The sequence below is a fragment of the Aurantiacibacter sp. MUD61 genome, from assembly GCF_027912455.1.
In the GTDB taxonomy this organism is placed as follows: Bacteria; Pseudomonadota; Alphaproteobacteria; order Sphingomonadales; family Sphingomonadaceae; genus Alteraurantiacibacter.
In genome coordinates, this window is the sequence record NZ_CP115446.1 from 1,203,588 (window position 1) to 1,220,015 (window position 16,428).

Annotated in this window: 13 protein-coding genes; 11 read left to right on the forward strand and 2 right to left on the reverse strand. The window is 61.4% G+C overall.

The genetic code is table 11. The features are described 5' to 3' along the window. Position 1: 1 nt before the first annotated feature. The gene (gene gyrB / locus O2N64_RS05770; protein WP_271079328.1) at positions 2–2,551 is read right to left on the reverse strand and encodes a DNA topoisomerase (ATP-hydrolyzing) subunit B; all 2,550 of its coding nucleotides are present in this window, start codon (positions 2,549–2,551) and stop codon (positions 2–4) included. A gap of 215 nt (positions 2,552–2,766) precedes the next feature. Here gyrB and O2N64_RS05775 point away from each other — a divergent pair, with 215 nt between their 5' ends. From O2N64_RS05775 to O2N64_RS05800, 6 genes are all read left to right on the forward strand, one after another. After that, positions 2,767–3,438, forward strand: coding sequence for a PEP-CTERM sorting domain-containing protein (locus O2N64_RS05775; protein ID WP_271079329.1), 672 nt, complete (start codon positions 2,767–2,769; stop codon positions 3,436–3,438). Between the two features lie 126 nt (positions 3,439–3,564). Beyond that, positions 3,565–5,187: a tetratricopeptide repeat protein gene (locus tag O2N64_RS05780; RefSeq protein ID WP_271079330.1), complete on the forward strand. Its 1,623-nt coding sequence runs from the start codon at positions 3,565–3,567 to the stop codon at positions 5,185–5,187. Positions 5,188–5,548: 361 nt separating this feature from the next. Beyond that, on the forward strand, positions 5,549–6,109 hold the full coding sequence (locus O2N64_RS05785; RefSeq protein ID WP_271079331.1) for a PAS domain-containing protein: 561 nt from the start codon (positions 5,549–5,551) through the stop codon (positions 6,107–6,109). 61 nt (positions 6,110–6,170) lie between these two features. Then, on the forward strand, positions 6,171–7,745 hold the full coding sequence (gene guaA, locus O2N64_RS05790) for a glutamine-hydrolyzing GMP synthase (protein ID WP_271079332.1): 1,575 nt from the start codon (positions 6,171–6,173) through the stop codon (positions 7,743–7,745). A 4-nt stretch (positions 7,746–7,749) separates the two neighbouring features. Then, on the forward strand, positions 7,750–8,535 hold the full coding sequence (locus O2N64_RS05795) for an FRG domain-containing protein (RefSeq protein WP_271079333.1): 786 nt from the start codon (positions 7,750–7,752) through the stop codon (positions 8,533–8,535). A gap of 46 nt (positions 8,536–8,581) precedes the next feature. Beyond that, positions 8,582–9,121, forward strand: a complete 540-nt coding sequence (locus O2N64_RS05800) for a metal-dependent hydrolase (protein ID WP_271079334.1) — start codon at positions 8,582–8,584, stop codon at positions 9,119–9,121. On the opposite strand, the gene O2N64_RS05805 is transcribed toward O2N64_RS05800, so the two are convergent. After that, positions 9,091–10,524, reverse strand: coding sequence for a serine hydrolase domain-containing protein (locus tag O2N64_RS05805; protein ID WP_271079335.1), 1,434 nt, complete (start codon positions 10,522–10,524; stop codon positions 9,091–9,093). The two genes, O2N64_RS05800 and O2N64_RS05805, sit on opposite strands and share 31 nt — an antisense overlap. Before the next feature lie 133 nt (positions 10,525–10,657). Here O2N64_RS05805 and O2N64_RS05810 point away from each other — a divergent pair, with 133 nt between their 5' ends. Genes O2N64_RS05810 through O2N64_RS05830 form a run of 5 tightly spaced genes read left to right on the forward strand, consistent with a single transcriptional unit; the run spans position 10,658 to position 16,428 of the window. Beyond that, the gene (locus O2N64_RS05810; RefSeq protein WP_271079336.1) at positions 10,658–12,313 is read left to right on the forward strand and encodes a serine hydrolase domain-containing protein; all 1,656 of its coding nucleotides are present in this window, start codon (positions 10,658–10,660) and stop codon (positions 12,311–12,313) included. 9 nt (positions 12,314–12,322) lie between these two features. Continuing rightward, positions 12,323–13,021, forward strand: a complete 699-nt coding sequence (locus O2N64_RS05815) for an endonuclease III domain-containing protein (RefSeq protein ID WP_271079337.1) — start codon at positions 12,323–12,325, stop codon at positions 13,019–13,021. Next, positions 13,018–14,931 carry an acyltransferase family protein gene (locus O2N64_RS05820; protein ID WP_271079338.1) on the forward strand — a complete coding sequence of 638 codons (1,914 nt, stop codon included), beginning with the start codon at positions 13,018–13,020 and terminating at the stop codon, positions 14,929–14,931. The genes O2N64_RS05815 and O2N64_RS05820 overlap by 4 nt, the downstream gene beginning before the upstream one ends. A gap of 51 nt (positions 14,932–14,982) precedes the next feature. Continuing rightward, a complete protein-coding gene (locus tag O2N64_RS05825; RefSeq protein ID WP_271079339.1) occupies positions 14,983–15,639 on the forward strand; it encodes an endonuclease III domain-containing protein in 657 nt (218 codons plus the stop codon). Then, positions 15,640–16,428 carry a hypothetical protein gene (locus O2N64_RS05830; RefSeq protein WP_271079340.1) on the forward strand — a complete coding sequence of 263 codons (789 nt, stop codon included), beginning with the start codon at positions 15,640–15,642 and terminating at the stop codon, positions 16,426–16,428.

Below are 16,428 nucleotides of genomic sequence, written 5' to 3' on the forward strand. Positions count from 1 at the left end.
CTTACACATCGAGGTTTGCGACATTCAGCGCGTTGTCCTGAATGAATTCGCGGCGGGGTTCGACGACATCGCCCATCAGGCGAGTAAAGATCTCGTCCGTTACATCGGCGTCTTCGACTTTCACCTGCAACAGCTCGCGATTGTCGGGATCGAGCGTGGTCTCCCACAGCTGTTCTGCATTCATTTCGCCCAGACCCTTGTAGCGGCTGACCGAGAGGCCCTTGCGCCCTGCGGCCAGCACCGCTTCGAGCAGCTGCGTCGGGCGCAGGATGGCGGTTTGCGGATCGAAGGCGGGCGCCTCTGCATCGGTTTCGTCCGCATCGGCGTCCACCGGCTGCGCATCGCCGGAGCCGATTTTCACGAGCCGAGCAGGGGACGCATAGGTTTCGGCCTGCTCCACCCCGCGGCGATGCAGCTTGCGCGCCTCCGCACTGTCGAGGAACTTCGCTTCGACCAGATGCACATCGGTGACGCCGCGCCATACGCGGTCGAACCGCACATCGCCCGCATCGTTGAGCTTGGCCGACCAGTCGGCTTCAGGGTCAGACTTCTGCATCTGGGCTGCGGCATCGGCAAGGCGCGCATTGCGCGTGTCGGTGCTGAGGTCCGGCTCGAGCGCGCCGGACATGGCCATCGCCTCGATCACAGCGGAATCATATTTGCGCGGCGCAAAGGCCAGCAGGTTCTTCAGCAGCAGCGCCTGCTCGACGAGATCGGCCAGATCGGCCCCCGAACGCGCGCCGCCAGCCGTTTCCAGCACACGGTCCTGTAAGCCGGCCTGCACCAGATAACGGTCGAGCGCTGGCTGATCTTTCAAATAGACCTCGCTCTTGCCTTTGCCGACTTTGAACAGCGGCGGCTGGGCGATGAAGAGGTGCCCGGCCTTGATTATTTCGGGCATCTGGCGGTGGAAGAAGGTCAGCAGCAGCGTGCGGATATGCGCCCCGTCGACGTCGGCGTCGGTCATGATCACGATCTTGTGATAGCGCAGCTTCTCAAGGTTGAACTCGTCGCGCAGGCCCGTGCCCATCGCCTGGATCAGCGTGCCGACTTCCTTCGATGAAATGATCCTGTCGAAGCGTGCGCGCTCCACATTCAGGATCTTGCCCTTCAGCGGCAGGATCGCCTGATATTTGGAATCGCGGCCCGACTTTGCGGAGCCACCGGCCGAGTCACCCTCGACCAGGAAGATTTCGGACTTCGCCGGATCGCGCTCACGGCAATCGGAGAGCTTGCCCGGCAGCGAGGCGACGGACATCGCACCCTTGCGGCTCATCTCGCGGGCCTTGCGCGCAGCTTCGCGCGCGGCGGCGGCATCGATAATCTTCTGGATGATCGTCTTCGCGTCGTTCGGGTTTTCTTCCAGCCACTCGGACATTTTCTCGCCAATCAGACTTTCCAACGGAGAGCGCACTTCGGAAGAGACCAGCTTGTCTTTCGTCTGGCTGGAAAACTTCGGATCGGGCAGCTTCACCGAAACGATCGCGGTCAAGCCTTCGCGCATGTCCTCGCCCGAAAGCGAGATCTTGCCGCTTTTCAGAAGGCCCGAGCTCGACGCGTAATTGTTGAGCGTACGCGTCAGCGCAGCGCGGAAGGCCGCAAGGTGCGTGCCGCCATCGCGCTGCGGGATGTTATTGGTGAAGGTAAGGACGTTCTCGTAATAGGAATCATTCCATTCGAGCGCGACGTCGATGCCGATGCCGTCCTTCTCGGCGGACACCGAAATCGGTTCGGGCACGAGCGGCTGCTTGTTTCGGTCGAGCCATTTGACGAAGGCTGCGATGCCGCCCTCGTAGAACAGATCGTGCTCCACCGCCTCTTCCGGGCGATTGTCGCGCAGCAGGATGCGAACGCCCGAGTTGAGGAAAGCCAGCTCACGGTAGCGGTGCTCCAGCTTCTCGAAATCGAATTCGGTGACGTTCTTGAACGTATCCGTGCTCGGCATGAAAGTGACGCGCGTGCCCTTTTTCAGGCCGTTCTCATCGCCGTTCGATGCAACCGGCGGCGCATCACCGACGATCTCCAGCGAATTGACCGCGTCGCCATGCTCGAAGCGCATCCAGTGCTCTTTGCCATTGCGCCACACGCGCAGCTCCAGCCATTCCGAGAGCGCATTCACGACCGAGACGCCCACGCCGTGGAGACCACCCGACACCTTGTAGGCGTTGTCGTCCGACGTGTTTTCGAACTTCCCGCCTGCGTGCAGCTGGGTCATGATGACCTCGGCAGCGGACACGCCTTCTTCCTTGTGGATGTCCACCGGGATGCCGCGACCGTTATCCTCGACCGAGACAGAGCCATCGGCGTTGAGTTCGATTAGCACCAGGTCGCAATGACCGGCCAGCGCTTCGTCGATCGCGTTATCCGAAACCTCGAACACCATGTGGTGCAGGCCTGACCCGTCATCGGTATCGCCGATATACATGCCGGGGCGCTTCCGGACGGCATCGAGGCCCTTCAGGACCTTGATGCTGTCAGAGCTATATTCGCCGTGACGTTTGTTGGGATTTTCTGCGGGAGTTTCCGGACCGGTTTCTGGTGTATCAGACATGGCTATTATATAGGCGCACGGGGGCGCTTTCGGAAGCTTTGCAGGGCATAACCCCCCGGTCTTTTCCACCGACCATCGCCAAATGGCCGCTGTTAAGCATTTTCGGGTGCAATTGATCCGATTTGAGACGCTCGGATTTCGTCCATGGCTTCCCAGGCCATCATCGGCCACCCCACCATCAGCGAATTGGAATCACGTCCGATGGGGGCAGAATAATGAAGACGAAACTTGCACTTTCCGGGGCTGCGCTGGCGATTTGCGCTGTTGCCACGCCCGCACAGGCCGATGTCCTGAACTACGGTGTCACCAATGCGACCGGCGGCTCATGCCCGCATGGTCTGTGGACCAACAGCCTCGATAGCGGCTGCTCGCGTTACTACTCCTTCCAGGAAGATGCGCGATTCTCGGTCGATACCGATGCTGGAACCGGTACCTTCACCGGCACTGCGATCAACCCTAACGGCGAAGTCGCAACGCTCGACCTCTCGCTCAGCGGTCTCCTCGATTCGCTCAACGGAACGGGCTTTGGATACAAGGCAGGCGGCGGAGCTTACGATCCTTCGGTCCAGGATTACTTCACCAATGCATCCGGTACGATCACCGTTGACGGCGTGACCTACACGCTGAACCCGAGCGATCCGTTCGCTGGCAACACCGTGTTCCAGTTCGGTACCGGCGCCAATGACAAGACCGGCGACTTCGGTGGGTCCTCCTGGCTCAACATGCTTGACCCGCACCTCAACAGCCTGCCGCATTTCGACATCAATTTCGATCTCGCACTGATCCCGGGCACGCCGGTTCCGGCACCTGCCGGCCTGCTGCTGTTCGGTCTCGGCCTTGCCGGTGCATGGGGCATGCGTCGCCGCAAGCAGCTCGCTGCAGCGTAACAAGACTTCAAACCAAACGATCAGGCGGCGGTGGCTCGAAAGAGCTGCCGCCGCTTTTGTTTGCGCCTCTCCTGCAAGCCATGCGCCTTTAGCGGCATTTTAAGACCCGGAAGCTACGGCGAGGGCATGAAAATCCGCCCATTCCTTCTCGCTTCAGCGCTTGCTGTGTCGGTTGCCGCTTGCGGTGTGCTCGACAATGCCGATCCGCTTGAAACAGGCCTCGCTGCCTTTGGAGAGCGGGACTATCAGACGGCGCGCGTTTCGCTCGCCAATGCGATGAACGCAGAGGGTGCCGATCCCCGCGCCGCCGAGTATTACGCCCGCACCTTGCTGGAACTGGGTGACGGCGAGTCGGCAGAGCGGATCATCGCCATGCTGCGGGATCGCAGCGATCCCCCTGCCGATCTGGACGGACTGTGGGCGCATGCTGCCCTGTTGCAGAACGATTATGATGCGGCGCTGGAGCGCGCTGAGGCGGCAGGCGACACGCCGCTGGCGCAATGGGTCGCCATCCAGTCGCTCGGCCAATCAGACCGGTTCGACGAAGCCCTGGCGCTCGCCGACAGCGCGATTGAAGCACATCCCGAGGATGCGCGCCTGCTCGCCCTGCGCGGAGCGATGGCGATTTCACAACGCCAGCCAGCCTTTGCCAAGGAAATGGCGGACCGCGCCCTCGCTGCCGATGACGAGAATCTGGAATCCTTGCTGCTCGCCGGACAATTGCGCCTGCTGCGTAGCGATTTCGCTGCCGCGCAGGAATACTACGAGCGCGCCGCAAGTGAGCATCCCTCCAGCATGCGCGCCCGCTTTGCCATCGCCGCGGTAGAAGCCGACCTTGGCGATTACGATGCCGCCGATGCGCATTTGCAGACCATCCTCGACACATCGCCCAACCACCCGCTCGCCCTGCTGCTGCAGGCGCGGCTGGCATTCGCGCAAGGCGAACTCGACGATGCCAACGACATCATCCAGAGCGCAGAGGCCGAGATTGGTGCGATCCCGCAGGGCCGCCTGCTGATGGGCGAGATTGCCTATCTGCGCGGTTTCCCGTCTTTGGCGATTGCCCATCTGCAGGACTTCCTCGGCCAGATGCCCGGGCACCAGCACGGCAGCACTTTGCTTGCGAGCGCCCTGGCGGAAGAGGGCGATGTGGATGAGGCATGGGACATCGCAGCCCCGCTTGCAGATAGCGCAACAGCAAGTCCGCAGCTGCTGGCGCTTGCGTCATCCCTCGCACAGGAGCGCGGGGTTGAGGATCGTTTCGCAGCGCGCCTTGCGCCCAATGATCTGCCCGACGACTTTGCGAATCGCGCGTCGGCTGCGCAGGCCGCGCTCAATGACGGGGATGATGCGGAGGCTGACCGGCTCTATTCCTCGCTGATCACAGACGGCGGCGATCGGATCGCCGTTATCATGAACAACGGTGCGCTGGCAGCGCTCGGGGCCGGACGCAATGCCGAGGCGCTGCAGCGTGCACGCGCCGCGCATGCCCTCGCTCCGCGCGATCCGCGGGTGCGCGACACGCTGGGCTGGGTTCTGCTGGAAAACGGTCAGGCCTCTGCCGGGCTGGAACATCTTTCCGCAGCCATCGACGGCGCGCCGGGCAATCTCCAGATCCGCTGGCACTACGCCAACGCCCTCGTCGCCAATGGCCGGAATGCGGAAGCGCGCGGGATTATTCGCGGCATTCGCGAATATGCGACGGCAGAACAACGCGCCGCGATGGACGCCCTGCTGGAGCGCATCTGATCTGTTGATTTTTCGGCTTGTCGGAGCCCCAAAGCAAAAATGGCCACCCCGAGGGGACGGGGATGGCCATTCTGCTTTGATCCGAAAAGCGGGAAGGGGGGAGAGAGAAGCCTTCCGGATCAGGGGTTCTGGTCCGACGCGCCGCTTACCCTTGGCGCGTCCGATGACCGCCAAATAGGCCGCGCAATAATATTGTGCAAATGCGAAATAAGCGACATGTGTTGCGTGTTTTGCAACAGATATGCTTGGAGCACCCAAAACTCTTATGTGACCAGTGCGGCAAAACGTTTTACATTTGCCCGCTGTGGTCCTTTAATTCTCACGATGGCGGTCGCTATCGGCGGCAGCCGCAGCTTTTTGCATGAGGCCGAATGTGGAAGGTGGCGTCGGTATTCTGATCTTTGGCGCGGCGCTGAGCGTCATCGCGATCATTGCGCTGATCGCCCTCTGGCGCCTGCCTTCCGAGCTTGCCGCGCTCCGCCGATCCAGCCAACGGACCAAAACCACCCTGCTTGCAGCCGAGCGGCTTGGCGGAATAGGCACATGGTCGATCGACTTGCAGACGCGCGAGGTCTTCTGGTCGAAACGTGTGTTCGACATTCATCGGCGTGATCCTGCCAAAGGCGCACCGGCAATCGATGCCGCCATTTCCTATTACCACCCTTTGGATCGCGACATGGTGAAGCGATCGGTCGATATGGCGCTGGCACATGGCGATGATTACGAATTTACCGCGCGGATCATTCGCGACGACGGCGTACAAAAGCGCGTCGTGTCGCGCGGTATGTGCCAGAAGAATGTTGCCGGCACGGTAGTCGCAGTCTTTGGCATTTTCATCGAAGCAGACAAAGTTCGCAGCCTTGAGGACGTGATCCGAAATGCGCCCGAGTCAGCCGGCACACCTCCAGCACAGCGGGGATAATGCGGCGCCTCGCCGGGCTTGGATGCTTGCCACTGCGGGCTTCGCGCCTTAACCCGCCGCAATGCAGCACGACCATCTCCCTGATTCCATCCTCATTGTCGATTTCGGCAGCCAGGTAACCCAGCTGATCGCGCGCCGCGTGCGCGAAGCGGGCGTCTATTCCGAAATCGCGCCCTTCAGCATGGCCGAAGAGGCGTTTCACCGGATGAAGCCCAAGGGGATCATCCTGTCCGGGTCGCCTGCCAGCGTTCCCGACGAAGGCAGCCCGCGCGCGCCGCAAGTGCTGTTTGACAGCGGCCTGCCGATCCTCGGCATTTGCTACGGTCAGCAGGTGATGAGCCACCAGCTCGGCGGCGAAGTGCGCCCCGGGCACGAGACGGGTGAAGGCGGCGAGTTTGGCCGGGCGTTTCTCACCGTCACCAAGGACTGTGCGCTGTTCGATGGTCTCTGGCAGGAGGGCGAGCGCCACCAGGTCTGGATGAGCCATGGTGACAAGGTGACGAAGTTTGCGCCCGGCTTCGAAATCGTCGCCACCAGCGATGGCGCGCCCTTCGCGGTGATCGCCGATGAGCGCCGCAAATATTACGGCACGCAGTTCCATCCCGAAGTCGTGCACACGCCCGACGGCGGCAAGCTCCTCGCCAATTTCGTGCACAAGGTGTGCGGCCTCGCCGGTGACTGGACCATGGCTGCCTACCGCGAGACCAAAGTCGCCGAAATCCGTGAACAGGTGGGTGATGGCAAAGTCATCTGCGGCCTGTCAGGCGGGGTCGATTCCTCGGTCGCAGCCATCCTCATCCACGAGGCCATCGGCGACCAGCTGACCTGCGTTTTCGTCGATCACGGACTGCTGCGATTGAACGAGCGCGAACAAGTCGAAACCATGTTCCGCGACCATTACAATATCCCGCTTGTCGTCGTGGACGCCGAGGAGCGCTTCATGAAGGGCCTCGCGGGCGAGACCGATCCCGAAAAGAAGCGCAAGTTCATCGGCGGCGAATTCATCAATGTGTTCGAGGAAGAGGCCAAAAAGATCGGCGGCGCGGATTTCCTGGCGCAGGGTACGCTCTATCCGGACGTGATCGAATCCGTCTCTTTCACTGGCGGGCCGAGCGTCACGATCAAAAGCCACCACAATGTCGGCGGCCTGCCCGAACGCATGAACATGAAACTGGTCGAGCCCTTGCGCGAGCTTTTCAAGGACGAGGTCCGCGAACTCGGCCGCGAGTTGGGGCTGCCCGATATCTTTGTCGGCCGCCACCCGTTCCCCGGCCCCGGCCTCGCGATCCGCATTCCGGGCGAAGTCACGAAAGAGCGCTGCGATATCCTGCGCAAGGCCGATGCGATCTATCTCGAGGAAATCCGCAACGCCGGATTGTATGACGCAATTTGGCAGGCCTTTGCCGTACTGCTCCCAATTCGCACGGTCGGCGTGATGGGCGACCACCGCACCTATGACAGCGTCTGCGGCCTTCGCGCCGTAACCAGCACCGACGGCATGACCGCGGATGTGTACCCCTTCGATGCGAGCTTCCTGACCGGCTGCGCCACCCGCATCGTAAACGAGGTGAAGGGCGTGAACCGCGTGGTCTACGACTATACGAGCAAGCCACCGGGAACGATCGAATGGGAGTGAGTTGGTGAACCGCCGCCAAACTCGACATTTTGGTAAAATTTACGCGCCAGAAACCGTTGACGAACTGCTTAAGCTTGTTCTGCAACCGGAGCACCGTGGCCGTGACAACGTATGGATGTGGCGTGGCCAAGCTAACATCGCTTGGCGCGTGGATAGCTCGGCCTATCGGAGGCTCAAGCTAACGAAGCGCAATCCATCTGACCGCGATCTCATTTCGTACGAAAAACAGCTTATAAAGAAGGCACGATATCGCGGCTATGATTTGCTCGAAGGTCAGCCGATGTCCGATTTCGACGTCTTGGCTCGTTTGCAGCATCACGGCGCGGCGACCCGACTGCTCGACGCGACTAGAAATGCGCTGATCGGATTGTATTTTGCCTCGGAAGCTCATGAGGACAAAGCCGGAGTTTTGCTTGGGTTTCATTGCTGGCACTTAGGCGGCTACGAGGATAACGGTGAGCCTCGAGGATACGACGAGGTGGTAGCAGAGTTGGGAGACCAACAGTATTCATGGACTTGGCAGCCACCAGACGTATCAAAGCGCATCGCTGCTCAGCATTCGCAGTTCCTGTATAGCTCAGTAAAAACCCAGGCGCATGGGAGCGTCGGGGTTGATGACGACAGCAACAGTATGGTGGCAATCGCTATTGAGCCGGATTTGAAGCATCAAGTTTTGAGCGTGCTCTCTGATACATTTGACATTCGATATCCAACCTTGTTCCCCGATCTTGAGGGCTTTTGTCAGTCAAATTCAGTTCGATATTCGGAATACCATTTCCATCGCTGGTAACGGATTTCAATCGCGCAAGAAACCTCTCAGTTACATGCCCACAATTATGACACACGCCATCGTCCCGCTCGCCATTGCAGCAGCGGCTGGGCCAACGCGCATTCCGGCGCGGGTGGCGTTGGCGGGCGCGGGGTTGGCGATGCTTCCCGATGCGGATGTCATCGGATTTGCGTTGGGTATCGAGTATGCCGATCCATGGGGTCATCGCGGGGCGAGCCATTCGCTGGTGTTTGCTGCGCTCACTGCTGCCGGGATTGCGCTCGTGTGGAAGCGGGCGCGCAAGGCATGGGCTTTTGCTTTTCTCGCGCTGGCGATGGCGAGCCACGGCCTGCTCGATACGCTAACCGATGGCGGACTGGGCGCGGCTCTCTGGTGGCCTTTCGACAATGCCCGCATCTTTGCGCCGGTCACCCCGGTGCGCGTTTCGCCGATCGGTGCGGGGTTCTTTTCAGCCCGCGGGCTCGAGACCATGCTGTCAGAGATAAAGTGGATCTGGCTGCCCTGCGCCCTGCTTGCGCTCGGCGGCTGGGCGCTGCGATCGCGGCGCGCGGCTGATCAGTCGGCTTCGCGGCGCACAAAAGTCTGATTGCCGTCGCTCGCGATCAGCGTGCCGTCTTCGCGATACTCGAAAGTGATCAGCTGCGCGTCGTTCGGATCGATCCAGCTGGCATTGCCGACGCGAACCATCGTCCAGCTCGCGCCGCTGGGTGCGGTGATGCGCAGCTCGCCATTCTCATCCGGGCGAATGGTCACGACGATGCTTTCATTGCCCTGCAATTCATACACGCCTGAGAATGCCTCCATCTCGGCCTCGCTTGCCGGAAGCCGGTCTCGCACAATCAGAGGCGTGGTCGGCCAATCGTAAGTGACATTCGCCGTCCGCCCGATATCGCCCATCAGCGGCCAGCCATTATCCGCCCCCGTCATAGTGACGATGACGCTGTCGGTGGCGGGATAGGCCATGAAATTGCTCTTGTACCCGCGATTGGAGCCCGAATGGCTGAGCCGCACGGCGCCGTCCATGTCGGAAACCCCGATGCCAAGGGCGTAGCCATCATCCACCACACGGGTCATCTCGCGGACCAGTTCCTCCGAAAGCACGGCATCGGGGTCGCCCTCCAGCGCATCCATCAGGCCGAGCGCAAACAGGCCGTATTCGCGCGGAGTGGTCCACAGGCTGGCCGCAGCGTGTTCGGGATAGACATTCCATCCGCCGGGAATTTCCGTGCCATCACCATTGTAACCCAGCGCGACATTCTCGCGCGGGAAGTCTCCCCGGCGCAAGGCTGCGAACAGGCTGCGCTCCATGCCCAAAGGCTCAAGGATGAGGCGATCCACGATTTCCGGAAAAGGCTCGCCCGTCACAGTTTCGGCCCAGTGCTGCGCAATGGTGTAGCCGCCGCCCGAATAGTTGAACGTGCCTTGCCGCTCGGATGAAATCACGACGCGCGCGGTATTGGTCGGCTCCTCGCCCATCACCACCTGCGCGGTGGTCGGCACATCGGTTCCATCGGCATAGCCGGGAAAACCCGATACGCCCGCGCCATTTGTGTGGGACAGCAGCTGCCGCAACGTGATCGGCAGGCCCGCGGGGTTGATCAGCTCCAGATCGAGTCCGGCAAGCTCGCCCGAAATATCCGCATCCAGCGACACACCGCGCTCCATTGCCAGCGCGATAATGCCGGCAGAGGCTACGGCCTTGGACAAGGATGCAGCCTGAAACAGCGTGTCGGGGTCGATGCCTTCGCCATAGCCGCGCGCCCATTCGAGCTCGCCATCGCGATAGACCGCGACGCTGGCATTGGCGATGCCGAGCTGCTCCATCCGCTCTTCAAGGCTGGGCCGCGCAGCTTCCTCCCCGCGGAATGTCACCAGCGGTGTCAGCGCGCTTTCGATCTCCACCTGTTCAGGCGGCGCATCCTGCGCATTCGCGGGCTGGGTCAGAACGAGCAGCGGAGCTGCGGCGAAGAGGATGGTATGTTTCGTCATGCGAGGATCATGGCGCAGCTGTATTGCCAATGCAAGACACCTGATGCGTAGCTGGCGGAGCATATTTGCAACTTTGGCTCGCCATCATCCGTATCTGCACCTACGCTCACAGACATTGAGGACGGAGAGGATCATGAGAAATCACATCGTTTCTGCGTTTGCGGCCATTGCCTGCACGCTTTCGCTGCCAGCACTCGCCCAGCCACTCGACGATGCGGAAAGCGCTGCAATCGACGAGGTGATGGGTGAACTGACCAGCGAAGGCGAGCCCGGCGTTGCAGTCGGCGTTGTGCGCGGCGGTGAAGTGATTCTGGAAGCCTACACGGGCGAAGCGGATCTCGCGCACGGCATCCCGCTCGGGCCGGAGACCCGGCTCAACATCGCTTCCAATGCCAAGCAATATGTCGCGCTGATGGCGCTCGATATGGCGAATCGCGGAATGGTGGATCTGGACGAGGATTTCCGCACCTACCTGCCCGGAGTGATGGAAGGAGTTGATCAGCGCATCACCGTTGCAGACCTGATCAGCCATACCAGCGGCATTCGCGACATTTACAATCTCTGGTCGCTCACCGGGGTTACCTGGTATGAACGCCCGTATCGCAATCGCGATGCGATGGAGCTGCTCAATCGCCAGACCGGGTTGAATTTCGATCCCGGCAGCGAGCATCTGTACAGCAATTCGAACTACATCCTGCTCGCCGAGCTGATTGCAGCAGTGAGTGGGCAGGACTTCCATGAATATGCGGGCGAATTTTTCGCCCGGATCGGCATGGAGGATACCGGCTGGCGGCGGCGATATGGCGCCTTCTTCCCGAATCAGGCGCGCGCTTATGGCCAGTGGAACGGTTGGCTGGAAGATCCCGCGATTGCCAATCTCTTCGGGGACGGTTTCCTCTTCACAACGCTCGGCGACCAATTGGCGTGGGAGCAGCAATTGCAGGGCGCGGCTTCTGCGCTCGATGCGGGCGTGATTGCGGCCAGCCAGGCCCGCGTGGATGATGCGCTGCCGGGCGCTTACGGCTATGGCCTGGAGCACGGCACCTATCGTGGCCTGCAGGAAATCTCGCATGTCGGCAGCACGGGCGGTTTCAACGCCTATGTGCGCCGTTTTCCCGAGCGCGATCTCGCCATCGTGGTGATGGGCAACACCACCCAGATCAGTGTGGTCGGCTTGGGCTATACGATCAGCGATATCCTGCTGGATGACAGCTATCCCGAGGAGCAGAGCTATGCCGCAGGGCCGGAGGCGGTGCTGGCGCGGCCCGCGACTGAGGTGATCCTCGGCCTTTACGAAGGCAGCAATACTCTCATCTGCATCACCGAACGAGACGGCGAGCTGTACCGCGAGATCGAGGGCCGTGACCCGGTTCGGTTGATTCACGAGGACGGCAATGTGTTCGCCTATGAGAGCAATGCCGATCTGAAGATGGTGTTCGAGCCTAGCGGTGATGGCGGCAGGCAATTCCGGATATTTCTCTCCAGCCAGCCGACCTCTAGCTACCGCATGCTCGCCCCGCTTCCCGAAAGTGATGCCAGCTTTGCCGAGCTGGAAGGGCGCTTCGTCAATCCAGAGACCGATACCGAAATCGTCATCGAACATGTGTCGGGTACGGATTTCGTCATGATCAAGAACGGCCGTCGCCGCGATGCGCAGATGGTGCAGGGTGATGAGCTGCGCTGGAATGACTATCGCCTGCGCTACCAGCGCGATGACGGCGGTCCGATCACCGGCATGCTGGTGGATAACGGCCGGATGCTGAATGTCGATTTCCCCCGCGTCGAGTAAACACAATTCGTGCAGCTTCCACTCGGCCCCGATCCGCGAACGCAAACGCTCGAGCGTATTCATGCGGCGCTGATCCGGGCTTTCGGGCGGATCGTCCGGCCTGACGATAAACGCCGCGATCCGGTGTGGGTGCTGGTGCAGGGCGTGATCGGCGCGCAGAGCAAGACCGCGATTTCCAACGCCTCCACCGATGCGATCAAGGCGCGCTATGGCAGCTGGGATGCGGTGGCCGATGCCGACCTCGGTGAGCTGGAAGAGCTGCTGCGGGGCCAGACTTTCCCATCCGTCGCGGCAGAGCGGCTGCGCGCCAGTTTTCGCAAGATCCGCCTTGAGCGCGGCGCGGTGGATTTGCGCCACCTCTCCAACCTGCCCGACGATATGGCAATGCAATGGCTGGAGGACCTGCCCGGGGTCGGCCGCAAGATTGCCGCTGGCGTCATGAACACCAGCATCTTTCGCCGCCGCGCGCTGGTGATCGATGGCCACCACCGCCGCGTGATGCAGCGTACAGGGCTTGTCCCGCCCAAGGCAGATACCGCGCGCGCCTATGACGCTCTGATGCCGCTGCTGCCGGAAGAGTGGAGCGCCGAGGATATCGATGAGCATCACCTGCTGGTGAAACGCCTTGGCCAGGTCCATTGCCGGCCGCGCGCACCGCGTTGCGAGGCCTGTCCGATCCGGCAAGATTGTGCCACCGGTCAGGAATGACGGAAAGCCGCCCACTGTCAGCGTCGCAAAAACACAGGGCGAGCGCGATCGCCTACCGGCCGGAGATTGACGGGCTGCGCGCCATCGCGGTCCTTGCCGTCATCCTGTTCCATGCGGGCATCCCCGGCTTTTCCGGCGGCTTCGTGGGGGTCGATGTATTCTTCGTCATCAGCGGCTTTCTGATCACCTCGATCATCGGGCGCGAAATTGCCGACGGGGAATTCTCGTTGTCGGGCTTTTACGAGCGGCGCGTGCGGCGGATCTTGCCCGCGCTGTTTTTTTACGCGGCCTTCGCTGCGGTGCTGACGATCTGGCTCTACCCGCCGCATTTCCTGAAGCAATTCGGGCAATCGCTCGCCGCGCTTGCGCTGCTGGCGTCGAACATACTGTTCATTCGCAAGACCGACTATTTCAACGACTTTCAGGAAACGGCGCCGCTCCTGCACACGTGGAGCCTGTCGGTCGAAGAGCAATATTATCTGATCGCGCCCTTGCTGCTGATGCTGCTGCTGAGGCGGTCGCGGATGTGGGCACTGGCGGGCTTGGCAGTGCTGGCGTTCGCCAGCCTCGTCCACGCGCAGGTCATGCTCGAATACAGCGCGACCTTTTCCTTCTATTCGGTCACCACGCGTTTCTGGGAGCTCGCGGTCGGCGGTTGTCTCGCTCTCGCAGCGCAGAATTGGCGGCTACCCGCGGCCAATCCGCTGGTGGCCCTTGCTGGTCTGATCATGATTGGGTGGGCCGTGGTTTCCTACGACCCGCTTATCCCGTTTCCCGGTCTTTCCGCCGCGCTCCCCGTGCTCGGCTGCGCTCTCATTATCGCATTCTCGCATGGGCGAAGCCTTTCGGCGCAGATCCTCGGGCTCCGCTGGCTCGTCTGGATCGGGCTCGTCAGCTACAGCTGGTACCTCTCGCACTACATGATTTTCGCGGTCGCGCGATCGCTCGGTTATGAGCTTGGCGCGAATGCGCTGACATTTGGCCTGATCGGGGTCAGCCTGGTCATGGCCATCGCGACATATGTGCTCATCGAGCAGCCCGCGAGAAAAGCCGTGGCGAGCCGTAAGACCGTATTCGGCCTCGCCCTCGCAGCGTCGGCAGGATTGGCCGCATTGGGCATGACAATCCACTTCACCGACGGCCTGCGCGATTTCAAGCACAGCCGCTTGTCGCCCGAAATGCGCGAGACGGTTCTGGATGTGGAAACCGCGCAGCGATCCCGGCGTGCTGACCGCAGCCGGATCATGTCCGGCGCGCGGCGCCCTTTTGCCGATGACGATCTCCGCAAGGTTGTGGTGCTTGGCGACTCCCTTGCCATCGACTTCTATGTCGCGACGCAATTCGGCGATTTTGCAGAAACGCAGTTCCGCTACACGCGCATGGATGATGAATGCATGGCGGCTTCATTCGAGGACGCGCCGATGAGACAGCGTTGCCAGAGGACCTGGGGAAAATTACGCGACCTCGGCTTCTTGGAATCTGCCGATGAGATCGTGCTGGTGGCGAACTGGAATGCGACCACCACCAGCAACGTTGCGGACTTCGCGCAGATGCTGGAGGAGCGCGGCAAGGCGGTGACCGTGGTCGGCCCGGCAGATTTCACCCATGCCTCCTCGCTTAGCTACAATATGGCACGCCGGGGGATCACCGGTGAGGAAACGGAGCGTGTCATGTTCGACAATATGCTCTTCAGCCGCGATCGCTTCTTCCGGACGCTCGAGGAGGAATTGCAGCGTCGCGGCGTTGCCTTCCGCACAATCGAGAAACGCGATGCATTCTGCGCAATGGCCGAGCAGCGTTGCGCCCTGATCGCTGACGGAGAGTGGCTCATTTTCGACAGGCATCATCTCACGGCGGCAGGGTATCGCCATGTCGGGCAGCGCATGCGCCCGCTCGGCTGGTTTCGCTGATGCGCGCTTTTGCGAACCGGAACCGGCAAGGCGACCAAACGCTCAATTGGCATGCTCGATAAAAAACAGGTTGAAGAAGTTTACCGCCGCCTGGCCGAGGCCATGCCGGGGCGCACGAAGGACGCGAAAGGGCCCAAGGGGCAACCCGATCCGTTCCGCAGCTGCATTTCCTGCATGCTGTCCGCGCAGTCGCTCGACAGCAATACGGCCAAGGCCAGCAAAGCGCTGTTCGCCCTCGCGCGCACGCCGCAGCAGATGCTGGAATTGAGCGATGAGGAGGTCGCGGCAGCGATCAAGCCGTGTGGGCTCTACAACAACAAGGCGCGCAATATTCGCAAGTTCTGTACCGCGCTGCTCGCCGATCACGATGGCGTGGTTCCGCGCACGCGAGAGGGGCTGCTCAGCCTGCCGGGCATTGGCCGCAAATGTGCCGATATCGTCATGAGCTTCGTCTTCGATGAGGACGTGATCGCGGTCGATACGCATGTCCACCGCGTGTGCAATCGCATCGGCCTGACAAAGGCGAAAACCGCCGACAAGACCGCTGAGCAGCTCGAAGAAAGAACCCCCGACTGGGCCTTGCGCGATGGGCACTTCTGGCTCATCCAGTTCGGCAAGCGCATCTGCACATCGCGCAGCCCCAAATGCGGGGAATGCCCGGTCAGCGAGATGTGCGAATATTATGCTGAAACGGGCGGGACCGATTGAATGAGCTGGGATGATTACTTTGCCGAAGATGCCGGTGCGGATGAGGCGGAGGCACGGGGCAAGCCGCGCACGGTAACCGTCGGCTGGACGGTGCGCTGGCCGGGCAATGGCGATGCCATCTGGGCGCCGCCCAAGACCTTCAGCCGCTCCGATGCCAAGGCGGCCAGCGCCAAGAGTATCCAGGCTTGCCCGGCTGCTATCGATTTCGACCGCCGCCATTTCGTCGTGCCGTGCCCCGTCGACCTGACACTCAAGTTCGAAAAGAACGCGCAGGGCAAAATCCAGCTGGTCGATGCCGACGGCGAACAATCGGCCATGCGCCCGCAAGGCCGCGCCAACCTGTTCATCGTCCAGCCGCCCAATGAATGGCGCGATCCCAACCGCCCGATTGTGCAGTTCACCGCGCCCTATGTCTTTGTGGCGGACCAGCCTTGCTACGTGGTGCAGACCGCGCCCTATCTGCACTGGTTTCCCACCCCGCGTCCCGGCGTGCAGATGGGCGGGCGTTTCCCGATCCATATCTGGCCCCGCCCGCTCGCATGGGCCTTCGAGTGGTACGATATTTCGCAGCCGCTGGTTCTCAAGCGCGGCGAGCCGTGGTTCTACGTCTCGTTCGAGACCGAGAACCCGTCTGCGCGCGTTCGGCTGGTCGAACAGGAAATGACCGAAGAGCTGGAAAGCTATGTCAATTCGATCACCGACGTGTCGAACTATGTGAACAAGACTTACGGCCTGTTCAGCGAAGCACAGCGCATGCGCCCCGCCAAGCTGGTGAAGCCCAAGGGCTGA

Coding starts and splice junctions, on each gene's coding strand:
- gyrB (WP_271079328.1), bottom strand. CDS start 2,551: ATGTCTGATACACCAGAAACCGGTCCGGAAACTCCCGCAGAAAATCCC.
- O2N64_RS05775 (WP_271079329.1), top strand. CDS start 2,767: ATGAAGACGAAACTTGCACTTTCCGGGGCTGCGCTGGCGATTTGCGCT.
- O2N64_RS05800 (WP_271079334.1), top strand. CDS start 8,582: ATGACACACGCCATCGTCCCGCTCGCCATTGCAGCAGCGGCTGGGCCA.
- O2N64_RS05805 (WP_271079335.1), bottom strand. CDS start 10,524: ATGACGAAACATACCATCCTCTTCGCCGCAGCTCCGCTGCTCGTTCTG.
- O2N64_RS05830 (WP_271079340.1), top strand. CDS start 15,640: ATGAGCTGGGATGATTACTTTGCCGAAGATGCCGGTGCGGATGAGGCG.
- O2N64_RS05785 (WP_271079331.1), top strand. CDS start 5,549: ATGAGGCCGAATGTGGAAGGTGGCGTCGGTATTCTGATCTTTGGCGCG.
- O2N64_RS05780 (WP_271079330.1), top strand. CDS start 3,565: ATGAAAATCCGCCCATTCCTTCTCGCTTCAGCGCTTGCTGTGTCGGTT.
- O2N64_RS05825 (WP_271079339.1), top strand. CDS start 14,983: ATGCTCGATAAAAAACAGGTTGAAGAAGTTTACCGCCGCCTGGCCGAG.
- guaA (WP_271079332.1), top strand. CDS start 6,171: ATGCAGCACGACCATCTCCCTGATTCCATCCTCATTGTCGATTTCGGC.
- O2N64_RS05810 (WP_271079336.1), top strand. CDS start 10,658: ATGAGAAATCACATCGTTTCTGCGTTTGCGGCCATTGCCTGCACGCTT.
- O2N64_RS05820 (WP_271079338.1), top strand. CDS start 13,018: ATGACGGAAAGCCGCCCACTGTCAGCGTCGCAAAAACACAGGGCGAGC.